Below are 14,135 nucleotides of genomic sequence, written 5' to 3'. Positions count from 1 at the left end.
CATAAAGTTTTGCCCTACACTTTGTGTCTATAATTAATTGTGACGGAGAATCACCATGCCCATCATCACCTGCGTAGAAGACTTGCGTTTACTGGCAAAAAAAAGGGTGCCGAAAGCCTTTTACGACTATGCCGATAGTGGCTCGTACACAGAGAGTACATATCGCGCGAATACCGATGATCTGGCCAAACTGAAGCTGCGTCAGCGGGTTGCCATCAACGTTGATCAGCGCTCTACCCGCACGACGATGGTAGGGCAAGAAGTTGCCATGCCTGTCGCGATTGCACCGACAGGGTTGACGGGCATGCAATGGGCTAATGGCGAGATGCTGGGCGCAATCGCAGCAGAAAAATTTGGTATTCCTTTCACGCTCTCCACCATGAGTATTTGTTCGATTGAAGATGTGGCGAGCGTTACTACAAAACCATTCTGGTTTCAGCTCTATGTCATGCGCGACCGCGGCTTTGTCAAAGAAATGATACAGCGCGCAAAAAATGCAAAATGTTCCGCTTTAGTGCTGACGTTGGATTTGCAAATTTTGGGTCAGCGACATAAAGATATCCGCAACGGCATGTCAGTTCCGCCAAAACTGACGCTGGCAAATATCCTTGATCTGGCAACTAAACCAGCCTGGGCACTACGCGCATTAACTGGTCGTAAAACCTTTGGCAATTTAGTTGGACACGTCAAAGGAGGTGATGGGATTTTAACGCTGAGTCAATGGACTGCAAGCCAATTTGATCCAACCTTAAATTGGGATGACGTGGCCTGGATCAAAAAAGAATGGGGTGGCAAGTTAATTCTTAAAGGCATCTTGGACGTAGAAGACGCTAAATTAGGCGTCGCAGCCGGTGCCGATGCGATCATCGTCAGCAATCATGGTGGTCGTCAATTAGATGGCGCAATGTCGTCCATACAAGCATTGCCAGCTATTGTGGATGCGGTCGGACACTTAACCGAAGTCTGGTTTGATGGTGGCATTCGCACTGGTCAGGATATTTTAAAAGCCACTGCTTTGGGCGCTAAAGGCAGCATGGTTGGACGTGCCTTTTTATATGGCTTGGGTGCGATGGGTGAGCAAGGCGTGACTAAAATGCTGGAGATTTTGCACAAAGAATTAGATGTCAGTATGGCACTGACAGGTACTAAAGATATTCGTGAAGTTGGGCGACATAATCTGGCACAGCTGTAGAGATTTAACAGGGCGGATTACTGAAAAATCGCTACACAGAAAATATCTGTGCAGCGATTTTTGCTATTGTCTTGTTATAAATCGGAGCGATATCAATTCGTGATATCGCTCCGATCTTTTAAGCCGCTTCTAATTCCGCTTGTTTGACGATATGCAAGTTATCGCCATCAATTGCAATTTTTCTTGGCTTATATACTTCAGGTACTTCGCGAACTAATTCTATATTCAATAAGCCATTATCTAGTTTGGCACCAATCACTTTGACGTGATCTGCCAGGCGGAAACGGTGCTCAAAATCACGCGCTGCAATACCGCGGTGTAAGAAGGTGGATTGGGTCTCATCCTTCTGTTTTCGACCAACAATTTTTAAGGTGTCTAATTCGCTTTCCAACTCTAGTTCAGAGCGCTCAAAACCAGCGACAGCCATCGTGATGCGGTATTTATCTTCGCCGATCAATTCTATGTTGTAAGGTGGATAGCTGGGGGCTGCATCAGTACGTTGCGCTTCATTAAATAAATGCGCTAAACGGTCAAAACCAATGGCAGAACGGTACAGTGGGGCAAAGTCAAAATTACGCATGATATATCCTCGAAATAAAAGTAAGCGATATGAAAAAAAACTATTTCAGCTCCATGCTGAATAAGCTAGCAAGCCTCTGTTGAGCACTTGCTGATACGGATATGGGCACACTGTTTTAGAATTTCAAGACTTTATTTTTTCAAAAATTTTTCAATCAGATTTATTATTTTTATTAAATAATTTTATCGTTGATTTATTTCATATTTTTGTAATGAGTAAATTGATGCTTCGGTTATCTATTGCCTGAAGCGGAACGAATGGATTTACAATCACGTCCGACATTGGAATTACAATTAATTAAAAAATTTTATGGCAAAACTTTATTTCAGATATTCAGCAATGAACGCAGGTAAATCTACTGCCATGCTACAAGTCGCTCATAACTATGAAGAGCAAGGACAAAAAGTGCGTCTGTACACGGCGGCAATTGATCATCGTTACGGTCAGGGCAAAGTGACATCACGTTTAGGCCCGCAGCGTGATGCGGAGATATTTGATGCCGACTACGACTTTTTACAAGCCATCCCGCAAGTCAATTGTGTGTTGGTAGACGAAGCACAATTTTTAACAGCGGCTCAGGTACGTCAGTTGCATCAGCTCGCACAAGTCAAAGGCGTACCGGTAATTTGCTACGGTTTGCGTAGTGATTTTATGGGCGAGCCATTTCCTGGATCGGCTTATTTATTGACACTTGCCGACGATATTGAAGAGCTAAAAAATATCTGTGCGTGCGGGAAAAAAGCCACTATGAATATTCGTCTGGATGCCAATGGCAAGCGTGTTAAAGCGGGTGAGCAAGTAGCGATTGGTGGCAATGAACGGTATCAACATGTATGCGGAAAATGCTTTTATTCTTGAGAAATTTTCTTCTGCTTAGCGCCTGTGCGATTTCCTGTAATACGTAAAAATACAAACGGAAATAAAAATACGCAGTAACAATTCGCAACACTTTACCTGTCAACAGAAACTAAGCGAGTGGCGTTTGAGAGATACGTAGATTGACTACGTGAAGTAAATAAAAGCCGATAAAGGCAAACACACTCAAGAACAGGATTAATCATGAACAAGCTGATCACCACACTCGTCGCTACTACTTTCGTCATGGGTACAGCGTTCGCCCAAACAACTACGACAGCGAAACCTGTAGCGCCATCTGCATCGGCCTCTGCTAGTGCTAGTGCTTCAGTCGCTGCCTCTACCACCACAGCACCAGTCGTTGGCAAAGCTGCTACGGCTTCTTCTGCTACCCATATCATTAGCAAAACAGCGAGTGCAACGACACCAGCTGCATCTGCTCCGATTGCAAAAATAACGCCAGCGTCGGAAGAGAAGTTAGATGCGAAAACTGAGGTTAAACAATCTGAGCCTAAGCATAAAACTCATGCCAAAGCGAAAGACGTAAAAACTGAGGATGTAAAACCAAAACCAGCTCAGTAATTAGTTCAAGAATGTATTTGTATTTTACTAAGTGTACTTTGTTAAATAAATTGCATTAGACGCGACTTTTTAACTCAGTCCACAACAAAAATCCGGCGCTTTAAACGCCGGATTTTTTATTTATATATTTATATTATTTAGACTGCTATTTACATAAATAACATTTTATTACCAAATAAAATTGCAAAAAAAGTTTAAATCAAGGCCAAAACTACATAAAAAATGGGTTTTTACAGAGAATTCCAAAAAAAATCCAAATTCTTGTCAACCAAGATGGGGAGATAAACGCTTTTAGCTACGAGGATAAGACATTTCTGTAACAGAAATGCTCCGATAAATAGGGAGTACTTACAAATGATCTACGAATTATTAATCCGCTCTTCTGGACAAAATACAGCGTCATCCAACAATCTGGTTTGGATCGATGCAAATTTATCGACACGATCATTTGAAAAATGGCTCACAGATCGCTCCCTGTTAAATAAAACTGGTAACGCACCAGTTGCGCGCTGGAGCATCATGCAAACCGACAGACCAGCTCATTTCAAGCTTGACAGAGATACAGCGGCGCTGGAGCACCACATCTCTGAACTGATCAACGGTAATCAAGTCATCAAAGCCGTACCTGATGCGTTGAAAGCCTTAAAGGCGTTCCAGTTAGCATCCGTCACGAAAGAGCTTGCTGAAGTTTTTTAATCAGGGCTTACGCAAAGACGTCCCAGCGGCGTCATGCATCCTAAGTTGATCTTCTTCTCAGAGCAATTTTACGTAAGCCCGGCCGGTTCGTTTCAGGTTTAGTTCATTTCAGATATGTGTTCAGTCTAACTTGTCTGATTAATTAAAAATCCCTCATCGCATGTTGAGTGCCGTGGGGGATTTTTAATGCCTGCAATTCGCACAATAAAAAGTCGGACAATTATATTTAATTGTCCGACCAGCGATATCAAATCAAATTTAAATTAATTTCAAATTAATTATCTTTATGACCTCTGCCATGGTCATCTCCTCGGCCATGATCGTCATCTCTGCCTTTGCCGTGACCCCGGTCATGATCCCTATCAAAGTCTCTGCGATCATCGCGGTAGTCTCTTCCGTGTTCATGTTCTCTGTAGCGCGGCACATAGACATCGCGGTACCAACGTTCTTGCACAAAATAGACTGGCTGGCCGCAGGCATTATAGTTGCCGCAATATTTACGCCAATTTTTTTGATGTCCAGGTGGTACGTATAAGTACATTGGTTCTCTAACGACACCTACGGGTGCTGCATAGATCACTGTTGGCCTGCTGTAAACGACTTGTGGGCCTGGTACGCTGCCTATATCAATGCGACCGTACATACCTGGCTGCGCGATGTTGATGGAGACGCCGATGTCCGCAGCAAACGCAGATCCGGTTGCTGCGATGATGGACGTTACTGACATCGCTAGTATAAATTTTTTCATCATTTCTACCTCATACGCCTTGCGGCAATATCTATACAACGTTACCCAAACACATCCGTTGACCTAATAACGATTGCTGCTTCTGTTATGTTAGATGAATAGACTGCATAAAGTTCAGTCCTAGATGCATTTGTACAAGAGACGCGCAATAAAAATGCAAATGGTGTGTACTGCGAATGGTTCGCGCTACACACCATAGGAGAGCAACATAGTAGTCGCTAAGCAATAAATTCGACTACTAGGATCTCTAAATTAATAACAAATGCGTCAAAAATCAGCGCAGCATTTGACCAATTATTTTGGCATTAAAACTGTATCAATCACATTGATTACGCCATTAGATTGATACACGTCATACGTGCTGATATTGGCTGTGTTGCCGCTTTCATCCATGACTGCAATATTGTGTTTTCCGTTCATGGTGAACATCAATTTACCACCGCTTGCCGTTGGCAAAGTTGCTTTACCGGACTGCTTGGTGATCTCGCGTTCGAGCGCCATAAAATCATACTTACCTGGCACCACATGGTAGGTCAAAATTTTTGTCAGTGTTGCTTTGTTCTCTGGCTTGACCAATGTTTCTACTGTGCCTGCCGGTAGTTTGGCGAAGGCTGCATTGGTTGGTGCAAATACGGTGAAAGGACCTTTGCTTTTCAGTGTATCGACCAGGCCGGCTGCTTTGACAGCCGCGACTAATGTTGTGTGATCTGCGGAGTTGACGGCATTGTCAACGATGTCTTTACTTGGAAGCATACTTTGACCACCGACCATCACGGTCATGTCAGCAGCATAGCTGGCACCGAACGTCATCATGGATGCTACGAACAGAATTGCTGGGCTAAATTTACGCATGTCTATCTCCTGAAGAATTACTTGTGCATGATTGCCTAATCATTTACGCGAGCAAGGATCAATCGGATTCAAGAAATAAAAAAATAAGTGATTTAACTCTATAAAAAACGGCATCGTTACTCTAATAAAAATCAGTCGTTTTTTTATTGAAGATAGAAAATATCCATTTGAATTTCCTATCTATTGATGGATATACTAGTAGAGAGTATATATTAATTGTCCACGTATTATTTGGACAGTGAAGGGTTTTTTATAAAATTGATAGGGAGTATATTGAATTAACTGAAATTAATCTCAATTAAAAGAGCGTAAATTTGTGATGATATTTGAGCGCTAGTTGTCCTTAATTAGCTGAGAAAAATATATTCGTAAAAACAAAATCTAAGTGCATTTTTTTAGCCTATTTTTGATAAAAATTTCTCAGTTTTACCAGGGTAAAAAATCACCGCGATAGTCTAAAAACTGCCCAGAATTTTCTGGCATAAGTTGATCAATTACTGTGAGCAGACGTGTCGCCGCGGTGGAAGGCGTTTGCACCTCCAGCCCCGTTTTACTGAATGGCGATGACAAAGATGTTTGTACCGTGCCCGGATGCAGCGCGACGCAAATTGCTTCGGGCTGGCGTCGATTTAATTCTATCGCCGCGGTGTGCACGAGTTGATTTAAAGCAGCTTTAGAGGCGCGATAACTATACCAGCCACCTAAGTGATTATCGCCAATGCTACCGACCTTGGCTGACAACGTGGCGAATACCGATTTGCCTTCGCGCGGCAGTAGAGGGAGTATGTGCTTCATCAACAAAGCGGGACCAATCGCATTGATTGCAAATGATTCCATCATGTGTGCAGGATCTAGTTGTCGCCAGCTTTTTTCTGGTTGCATTCCATCGCGTTGCAAGAGTCCTGTTGCATCAATAATTAAGCGCGGTACGCCAACGCTTGCGATGTATTCCGCGCAGCTTGCAATCGAAGATTCTTCCAGTAAATTTAGTGCAGGAAAACTGCTACGGCTAAGGCCAATAACTGTTTTAAAAGTGCCGTTGTTTTCTAATGCAGACAGGAGTGCGCTGCCAATGCCGCCGGTCGCACCAATCACCACACAAACGCTGTCTTGTGGAAATGAATTCATCATTATTTTGGGTCTGTAGTGACTTTTTTCGTTGATCTGATCAACGTTCAGAAATCAACATTCAGAAATCAACGTTCGGAGATCAAAATTGGTAAAACCTTGATCCCCGAACGCATTAATGTCACATGTCAGTGATTATCGTCACTTGGCTTAATCAGGCTTTTTTATTCCATGCACTGCACCAGCCTTTGGCATTTACCTGCTTGCCACCGACTGCACCGCACACAGCCCACGCATCGGTACTTTTACCTTGGAATAATTGGCAGCCAGCGCAATTGCTGTTGGCGACTTTATTGGGATATTTTTTGGCATCGATTTTACTCGCATCGTTTTTGTAACCGAGTGCGGTCGCGATAGGATCGCTTTCTTCCAAATGGACTGCTTGAGCTGACGCAATATTTGCAGTGCCTAACAAAATTGCAGTGGAAGGGATGGTGGTAAATATGAACTGCCGGCGGGTTGTCATAGTATTTCCTTTAAAAAGGGACTAAAAGTGTATAACTGAGTAAATCAATCAATTGAACAGTCGATAAATGAGGCAGCAAGCTAAGTATGAGCAATCAATTGATGCGCTAATTTATCATCAAAAAATAATTCAAGTGAGCGTTACGTTGCACCGTGTTACCAGTCGGAGATAAAAACTTCTATTTTATTGAACTGGGTTTGTATTACTAATTTAGGCTGTTATCCGATTTATGTCCAGAACTTGAATCGATATACTGTGATAATATCGGTTCATTGATGTGTCAATTGCAGTATTTACTGTGTATTTGTCTGAAGTTAGATTCAACGTGAACTGGGAAAATTATGGCGTCCGAAAATAATATGAATGACCCACATGCGGCGACTTACCGCAGCGGTATAGCGGCTCGTTTGGCTGGTGTGCCGGTTGAAACCTTGCGGGTGTGGGAGCGCCGCTACAGCGTGGTTGGTCCGCGTCTGAGTGAACGTGGTCAGCGTTTGTATTCGTCAACAGAAATTAAACGCCTCACTTTGATCAAGCAACTGGTTGATATGGGGCACTCAATCGGTTCCATTGCTGCACTACCGACCGATGCTTTGATCGCGATGCGTAGTGCCGCCAGAACATTAGAAGCGCCGCCACGACTCGCTGGTGAGCTTGCCCGTGAGTTGCGGGTTGGATTGATCGGTCCACTGGTGTCATCTCGTCGGTTTGAAGAAACCTTATCGGATAACGCGCTCAGAGTTGTGGGACGCGCCGTCAATGTAGTCGATGCCACCACCAATTTGCAGAACGTGCGAGCGGATGTCATCGTGATTGAGTTGCCGCTGTTAAATGAGGCGACTTTCGACACGGTAGCGGGTATCAAGAAAATGTTTGGTGCCAGCCAGGCGATCGTTTTATACCGTTTTGCACCGAGCGCGGTGATCCGGCGCCTGCGGTCGGTCGGGCATGAAGTCGCACGCGCACCTTCAGACGCGATTGAGATTGAATCGCTTTGCCGCGCTCTACTGAAATTGCCGCAGACGGAGGAAAAAATCGTCGCTCCGGCGAATGAACTGGGTGACCCGCCACCTCCAAGATTCGACGAGCATGCCTTATCTGAGTTGGCCAATGCGACCAACTTGGTGTACTGCGAATGCCCACGTCATTTAGTTGAGCTGGTCACCAGTTTGGGCAGCTTTGAGCGTTACAGCGCCGAGTGCGCCAACCGCAATGCCGATGATGCCGCTCTACATCGTGATCTGCAACAAACTGCCGGACACGCCAGAGCGATTTTAGAAAATGCCTTAGTAAGAGTGGCAATTGCGGAGGGTTTGGAATTGCCGCCGAGCATGAAAAGGGTGACGGAAGAGACTGTGAGTTGAGTATTGAATTGAGCGGTGAGCTATTAGGTGCAGCGTCGCTTTTGCGTAAAGTTTTACTAACGTTGAAAAACGGGCGTAGCACATTTAAATATTCTTGCAGAAAAAATATACTCCCCGATATTTTTATTTAAATAAGCCGATTGTCCAGAGAATAATTGGACGATTAAAATATACTATAGGTAAGTATGTTGATTTATCAGTTGAAGCCCAGACTAAATGTTGGACTTATTTAAAGAAATTTCGCAGACAGATTCCCTTCAATCAATCTGCAAAAAATCTAAAAATAAGTCCAGCCATTCAGCTAATAATTCAGGCTACTACTTGGTCGATCAATTAGTCGATCAATTAGTCGATCAATTAGTTAATCTAAGATTCAATCCTGGATGCGCTCAGTTCATCTACATGAACGAGTGATCAAACCAGTTATTGCATATGCCAGCCGTGGCTGACGGTAATGGATTGACCTGTCAGCGCATTGGAACCAAATGCGGCGAGGAATATCGCGGTTTGTGCAACGTCTTGTACCGTTGTAAATTCGCCATCGACGGTTTCTTTCAGCATCACGTTTTTAATCACTTCTTCCTCGGTAATGCCCAGTTCTTTGGCTTGTTCTGGAATTTGTTTATCGACCAATGGCGTGCGTACAAATCCCGGGCAAATGACATTGGCGCGGATGTTATTTTTCGCACCTTCTTTAGCAACGACTTTTGCCAGACCAACCAGACCATGTTTAGCCGCAACGTAAGGTGCTTTCAACGGTGACGCCTCGTGCGAGTGGACCGAGCCCATATAAATGACTGAGCCACCTTTACCGCTGGCGATCATCGCGCGCATGCAAGCGCGGGTGGTGAGGAAAGCGCCATCAAGATGAATAGCGATCAGTTTCTTCCAATTATCCAAACTCAGATCTACGATAGGGCTGATGATTTGTATACCCGCATTGCTGATCAAGATATCCACGCTGCCATAAGCGGCGACAGCATCTGCTACGCCTTTGTCCACTTGCGCTTCGTCAGTGACGTTCATCGCCACGGCCATTGCAGTACCGCCTGCTTGTTCGATTTCTTTGGCGGTCGCGGTGGCGGCATCCAATGCCATATCGGCGATTACAATCTTCGCGCCTTGCTTAGCGTATTCCATGGCGATTTCTTTACCGATACCGCTGGCAGCGCCAGTGATCAGAGCGACTTTATCTTTGAGTAACATGAGATTTCCCTTATTTGGATTGTTGCAAATAGTCGTACGCGACGGTGCCATACGGCAGCGTCAGGTCGGCCAGAATATGGACAGCAGATAGTATTTCCAGCACTGGCAGCGCTGCCACTGGCGCCAGTGCATGCGGACTTAAATCTAATGCGCCGGGTCCGCCCCAAGCGCCTTTGATGATGATATCGGTCAAGCTATATTGCACCAGTTCGCAGATGCGAGGTGTGCCGTCCACGTGGGGAATAATTTTAAGCAAAAAGCTGGGCGCTGCCATCGATTTTTTGACCGCCTCCACATCCAGTTTGGTGTGCTTAAATCCCATCGTACCGGTTGCAACACGAACATCACTGTAATCCAGCGTGCCGACCAGCGTATCTTTATGGACTTTTAATTCTGGTTCGCCCAGTTTTTTTGGAAAGCCCCACAACTCGCGGCCAGCCGCAATCGGAGGATGATCATTGAGATACATGCTGTGAACGTAGCCGCCTTCCACACCGTCCAGCGTGACGGGGATGACTTGTCCAGATTCACAATAATGACCAAAGCCAGTGGAGTCTGGCATGTTGATAAATTCAAATTTGACGATAGGTTCCGTCATCTTTAGCGGCGCCGGAATCACTTTTTGTAAAAGCTCGGGATCAGTCCGATAGGTGATGATTAAAAATTCGCGGTCAGTAAAGCGATACGGTCCAGGCGGGAAAGCAGAATTGCTATATGGCATCGCAAACGCATTGCGACGGATTTCATCTTCGGTCATAAACGTAATCCTTGATGTGGTAAGTGAAGAGAGCGTACGCTGTTACAAAAATTAGTACAAAACTGAGTACAAAACCTATAGAGGATTTAGCTAATTCGTCAGCAGAATTGTCGGCCAAATCGTTAACCAAATTGGCGGCTATTTATCAAGCCTGTCTACCAACTGAAGACATCACTATAAGCTGATTTCATATGCTACATCTGTACGACAGAGCACATATTATCCAGTTCATTAATTTTACAAATGTTACTTATAGAGTGGATGCTCAGTTTGGGCATAATTTGTATTGGACGTCATACCGTTGACATAAGCGGTGAATAAAATCGGCCTCCTTTGAGGAGATACCCAAGATGAAAACCAACGAGCCAACGCAAGACGCGCTTATACAAAACACAGAGTCACCAAAAAATCTGAGCCGTCGTGGCTTCGTCATTAAAATGTCATCCGTCGCAGCAGTAGTCGCCTCTGGCGGTGTATTGACTGCTTGCGGCGGCTCTAATGCGGATGTTAATTTAGAGCAGGCATCATTCAACTACGGCATTGCCAGCGGCGATCCGTTATCTGACCGGGTAATTTTATGGACCTATGCAAAAGTATCTACCGACGCATCGGTGGATTTGCAATGGCAAGTGGCGACGGATGCGACGTTTTCTACCATCGTTTCTTCCGGTAAAACAACCACGACAAAAGATACGGGCTTTACCGCAAAAGTTGATGCGACCGGACTCAGCCCTAACACAGAATATTATTACCGTTTTATCGCCGCCAATAACAGCGTATCGGCAGTTGGGCGTACCCGCACTTTGCCTGTCGGGAACGTGTCAGAAGTCAAGCTAGCCGTATTCTCTTGCAGTGATTATCCTGCCGGTTATTTCAATGCGTATGACTCCGCAATCTCATCTGGCGCGCAATTTTCTTTGCACCTAGGCGACTATATTTACGAATACAAAGATGGCGTTTATCCACCGGCTGCCACTGCGGTTACGGCGCGTATTTCTGCACCTGCGAATGAGGTCGTCACCCTCGCCGATTATCGTGCCCGTCATGCCTTACATAAAGCCGATCCGTATGTCAAAGCACTGCATGCCCGCATGCCTATGATTGCGATTTGGGATGACCACGAGTTTGCCAATAACGCGTATATGGATGGCGCAGAAAATCATGACCCAGTCACGCAAGGACCATGGGCGGCGCGCAAAGCTGTAGCGAGCCAGGTTTATCACGAATGGATGCCCATCCGTACACCGGATCCGACCAATTTGTTAAAGATCTATCGCTCATTTGATTTTGGTAATTTATTGTCGCTACATATGCTGGATACCCGCATCATCGGTCGTGAGCACCAGCCAGACCGAACTAATGATGCATCTGGTCGTGACATCGCTGATCCGGCGTTTTTGCCGTATGCCTTCAACAAGAATAAGCAGTTGATGGGTGCAACTCAGCAAGCTTGGTTGGACACCCAAATGACTGCATCCAAAGCGACTTGGCAAGTGCTGGGCAATCAAACGGTGATGGGCCGTATTCAATTGCCCGCATCTGTGCTGTCGACGAATCTGAGTGCAGCATCTGTGACGGCTTATTTGACAGCAAAAGCGACGCCAGTTGCATTGCAAACTCAAGCGCAAAAGGATTTGCTGGATTTGAGTAAAAATCCAAAAATTTCCTACAATTTTGATAATTGGGAAGGCTATCCCAACGCCCGCGATGCACTGTTCACGTCTGCCAACAAACTCAAAGCAGCGAATAAGAAGTTTTTGGTGTTATCCGGCGATAGTCACAACGCTTGGTTTAATAAATTAACTTTGCCGGATGGCACGCAAGTCGGCGCAGAGTTTGCCGGGATGTCGGTGACTTCATCAGGATTTGAGGGCGTTTTCCCGCCAGCAGTAGTGCCGCCAGCCACCTTGGCTGGTACGATCAAAGCGCTGGTCGATGACATCAACTATATTGATACCTCACGCCGTGGTTATATGTTGATTACCGTCAATCAGAACGTGGCAAAAGGGGATTATATTTACGTCAGTTCGGTCACTAGCTCGACTTACACTACATCGACCGATACTCTGACTTATGCGGGTTAATACGGCAGCTTAAATTGTATAATAGTGCAGGTGGCAGCAACGCTGTTTCACCTGCACTGATTAGCCGATCTAAAAGCTAAAGCGCTGCCGGCGTTTTGATATACGCTTTCCACAAATTCTGGAATTGTCCGCCATCGGTAAGGATCGTCGTCTGATTGGGAGCACCTGCACTAAATACAACACCAACGCCGCCAACTTTGGTAAATTCTGCCGGGTGAGTCAGTATGTAATGCACACGATTATCGCGGTAATGCCCAGGCGTACCGCCAGGTGTAGCCGAAGGCACGCCCATCGGCATTTGCCACCACAACACAGGTAAGCCGCCGATACCTTGCTGGATAATCGAGACTCCACTCAGGTAGTCATGGAAGTTGGGCGAGGTCAAATTCGACTCGTCCCAATACAGTGCCGCAGTTGAATGATTGCACTCGCTTGGCGATGGCAACACCTCATAGCAACCCGCATCACGGTCTATCGTTTGTTCCACAATGAAATCTGCTTTTGCTGCACCTATCTTAGTCATAAATTGCGCTACATCCGCTTCTTTACGACCAAAGATCGATACCGGAAAACCGACCAACGCCTTTGGCGCATATAGACGCGCAAGCGTTAACATGCAGCCAGCAATACCAACAGCGTCATTTGTCAGTGCAGAGCATTCAGACATAATTGTCACTTGTGCCGAGAGTTTGGTCGGGTCGCCACCAGGCGCCTGGCTTTGCACATAACCCCAAAAATCGGGCTCTAAATTGACCAAGGCTGGACCATCAAATTTCTTTAATTCAGTAAACAGTAATTTTGTCTGCGCCCAATATTTCGTCATAAAGTTGGCATCCGTCAAACCAGATAAATTGCCATCTCCATTTTGTGCCATCTGATACAAAGTAAACATCGGCACAGCACCAATATTTTTTGCATTAGTTGCCGTGATACCGACATATGCACCGCTAGGCACATTCCAGCTAGGCCATGCGGTATTACCGACGCCAACCAAATACTGATCATAAATATCGGGTGTGATTGACTGTGCTTTGATATCTGTGGTCGACATGCCCGAGCCAAGCCCAACCAAAAATTGTGTTGGCTTTCCCATTTTTTGAGCCAGCGTCGCAGGTACAGAAAACGGTATCGCCGGAGCCACAGCAGAAGTAGATCCGGATGTAGTAGCAGAGCCGCCACCGCCGCAGCCACTAACAACGCAAGTTAGTGCGGATAATAAATAAAACCTATATGGGAAAGGGCGCATGATGAATAAGGGTAGAAGTCGTATAAATTTTTGCCGAATAAACTTGTTCGATTCATTTAAAGCATATCGTATTCTGGCGTTGGAAAATACACGTATTTGAACGAGATTTTCCATTGAACCGCGATCACTTCGTAGAAACGCAACTAGGTGCACCGTTCAAAAAATAATGTCTTCCCCATTTTTTTGATTAGTGCTCTACCTGTTAGTGCTGAAAAGCTATCAAAAAGTTTCTTTTCATGTATTTTATCCGCCACATGCTTTAGAGCAACGCTCGTCAGTCGTGCCAATGACACATCGCTGGCGTATCATTCAAATTTAAGCTTGATTGTCCTTTGGGATCGCGGCAAATGTGTATTTGGCGATCCAGTGGAAAATCTGG

General features: G+C 45.3%; 14 protein-coding genes. 6 read left to right on the top strand and 8 right to left on the bottom strand.

Annotated elements, in window-relative coordinates; all coding sequences use genetic code 11:
- Positions 1-55: 55 nt before the first annotated feature.
- Positions 56-1,192 carry an alpha-hydroxy acid oxidase gene (locus tag RGU72_RS14960; protein WP_322120483.1) on the top strand — a complete coding sequence of 379 codons (1,137 nt, stop codon included), beginning with the start codon at positions 56-58 and terminating at the stop codon, positions 1,190-1,192.
- Positions 1,193-1,310: 118 nt separating this feature from the next.
- Here RGU72_RS14960 and RGU72_RS14955 read toward each other — a convergent pair whose 3' ends face one another.
- Positions 1,311-1,772 carry an Hsp20 family protein gene (locus RGU72_RS14955; protein ID WP_322120482.1) on the bottom strand — a complete coding sequence of 154 codons (462 nt, stop codon included), beginning with the start codon at positions 1,770-1,772 and terminating at the stop codon, positions 1,311-1,313.
- Positions 1,773-2,081: 309 nt separating this feature from the next.
- Between RGU72_RS14955 and RGU72_RS14950 the strand changes: the two genes are divergently transcribed.
- The 3 genes from RGU72_RS14950 to RGU72_RS14940 all read left to right on the top strand — a co-directional run bounded on the left by RGU72_RS14950 (position 2,082) and on the right by RGU72_RS14940 (position 3,905).
- The gene (locus RGU72_RS14950; RefSeq protein ID WP_322120481.1) at positions 2,082-2,630 is read left to right on the top strand and encodes a thymidine kinase; all 549 of its coding nucleotides are present in this window, start codon (positions 2,082-2,084) and stop codon (positions 2,628-2,630) included.
- Between the two features lie 201 nt (positions 2,631-2,831).
- A complete protein-coding gene (locus RGU72_RS14945; protein WP_322120480.1) occupies positions 2,832-3,209 on the top strand; it encodes a hypothetical protein in 378 nt (125 codons plus the stop codon).
- A 354-nt stretch (positions 3,210-3,563) separates the two neighbouring features.
- Positions 3,564-3,905, top strand: a complete 342-nt coding sequence (locus RGU72_RS14940) for a hypothetical protein (protein ID WP_322120479.1) — start codon at positions 3,564-3,566, stop codon at positions 3,903-3,905.
- A gap of 274 nt (positions 3,906-4,179) precedes the next feature.
- Here RGU72_RS14940 and RGU72_RS14935 read toward each other — a convergent pair whose 3' ends face one another.
- The 4 genes from RGU72_RS14935 to RGU72_RS14920 all read right to left on the bottom strand — a co-directional run bounded on the left by RGU72_RS14935 (position 4,180) and on the right by RGU72_RS14920 (position 7,099).
- The gene (locus RGU72_RS14935) at positions 4,180-4,656 is read right to left on the bottom strand and encodes a hypothetical protein (protein ID WP_322120478.1); all 477 of its coding nucleotides are present in this window, start codon (positions 4,654-4,656) and stop codon (positions 4,180-4,182) included.
- 291 nt (positions 4,657-4,947) lie between these two features.
- Positions 4,948-5,505 (bottom strand): fasciclin domain-containing protein, encoded by a 558-nt coding sequence (locus RGU72_RS14930; RefSeq protein ID WP_416200131.1) that lies wholly within the window; start codon positions 5,503-5,505, stop codon positions 4,948-4,950.
- 426 nt (positions 5,506-5,931) lie between these two features.
- Positions 5,932-6,636: an SDR family NAD(P)-dependent oxidoreductase gene (locus tag RGU72_RS14925; RefSeq protein ID WP_322120477.1), complete on the bottom strand. Its 705-nt coding sequence runs from the start codon at positions 6,634-6,636 to the stop codon at positions 5,932-5,934.
- A 151-nt stretch (positions 6,637-6,787) separates the two neighbouring features.
- Positions 6,788-7,099, bottom strand: a complete 312-nt coding sequence (locus RGU72_RS14920) for a high-potential iron-sulfur protein (protein WP_322120476.1) — start codon at positions 7,097-7,099, stop codon at positions 6,788-6,790.
- Positions 7,100-7,440: 341 nt separating this feature from the next.
- Here RGU72_RS14920 and RGU72_RS14915 point away from each other — a divergent pair, with 341 nt between their 5' ends.
- Positions 7,441-8,463 (top strand): MerR family transcriptional regulator, encoded by a 1,023-nt coding sequence (locus tag RGU72_RS14915; protein WP_322120475.1) that lies wholly within the window; start codon positions 7,441-7,443, stop codon positions 8,461-8,463.
- A gap of 423 nt (positions 8,464-8,886) precedes the next feature.
- Here the strand turns inward: RGU72_RS14915 and RGU72_RS14910 are convergent, their stop codons facing one another.
- Together RGU72_RS14910 and RGU72_RS14905 are read right to left on the bottom strand one after the other, a co-directional pair.
- Positions 8,887-9,669: a 3-hydroxybutyrate dehydrogenase gene (locus tag RGU72_RS14910; RefSeq protein WP_322120474.1), complete on the bottom strand. Its 783-nt coding sequence runs from the start codon at positions 9,667-9,669 to the stop codon at positions 8,887-8,889.
- A 10-nt stretch (positions 9,670-9,679) separates the two neighbouring features.
- Positions 9,680-10,426: an acetoacetate decarboxylase gene (locus RGU72_RS14905; RefSeq protein ID WP_322120473.1), complete on the bottom strand. Its 747-nt coding sequence runs from the start codon at positions 10,424-10,426 to the stop codon at positions 9,680-9,682.
- A 350-nt stretch (positions 10,427-10,776) separates the two neighbouring features.
- Between RGU72_RS14905 and RGU72_RS14900 the strand changes: the two genes are divergently transcribed.
- Entirely contained in the window at positions 10,777-12,510 is a 1,734-nt protein-coding gene (locus RGU72_RS14900) for an alkaline phosphatase D family protein (protein WP_322120472.1), read from the top strand.
- Positions 12,511-12,586: 76 nt separating this feature from the next.
- Here RGU72_RS14900 and RGU72_RS14895 read toward each other — a convergent pair whose 3' ends face one another.
- Positions 12,587-13,756: a hypothetical protein gene (locus RGU72_RS14895; RefSeq protein ID WP_322120471.1), complete on the bottom strand. Its 1,170-nt coding sequence runs from the start codon at positions 13,754-13,756 to the stop codon at positions 12,587-12,589.
- Positions 13,757-14,135 lie beyond the last annotated feature (379 nt).

It is taken from the genome of Undibacterium sp. 5I1, assembly GCF_034314085.1.
GTDB lineage: Bacteria > Pseudomonadota > Gammaproteobacteria > Burkholderiales > Burkholderiaceae_D > Undibacterium.
Note: the sequence above shows the minus strand (reverse complement) of the source record. Positions and strands in the feature narration are given on the sequence as shown.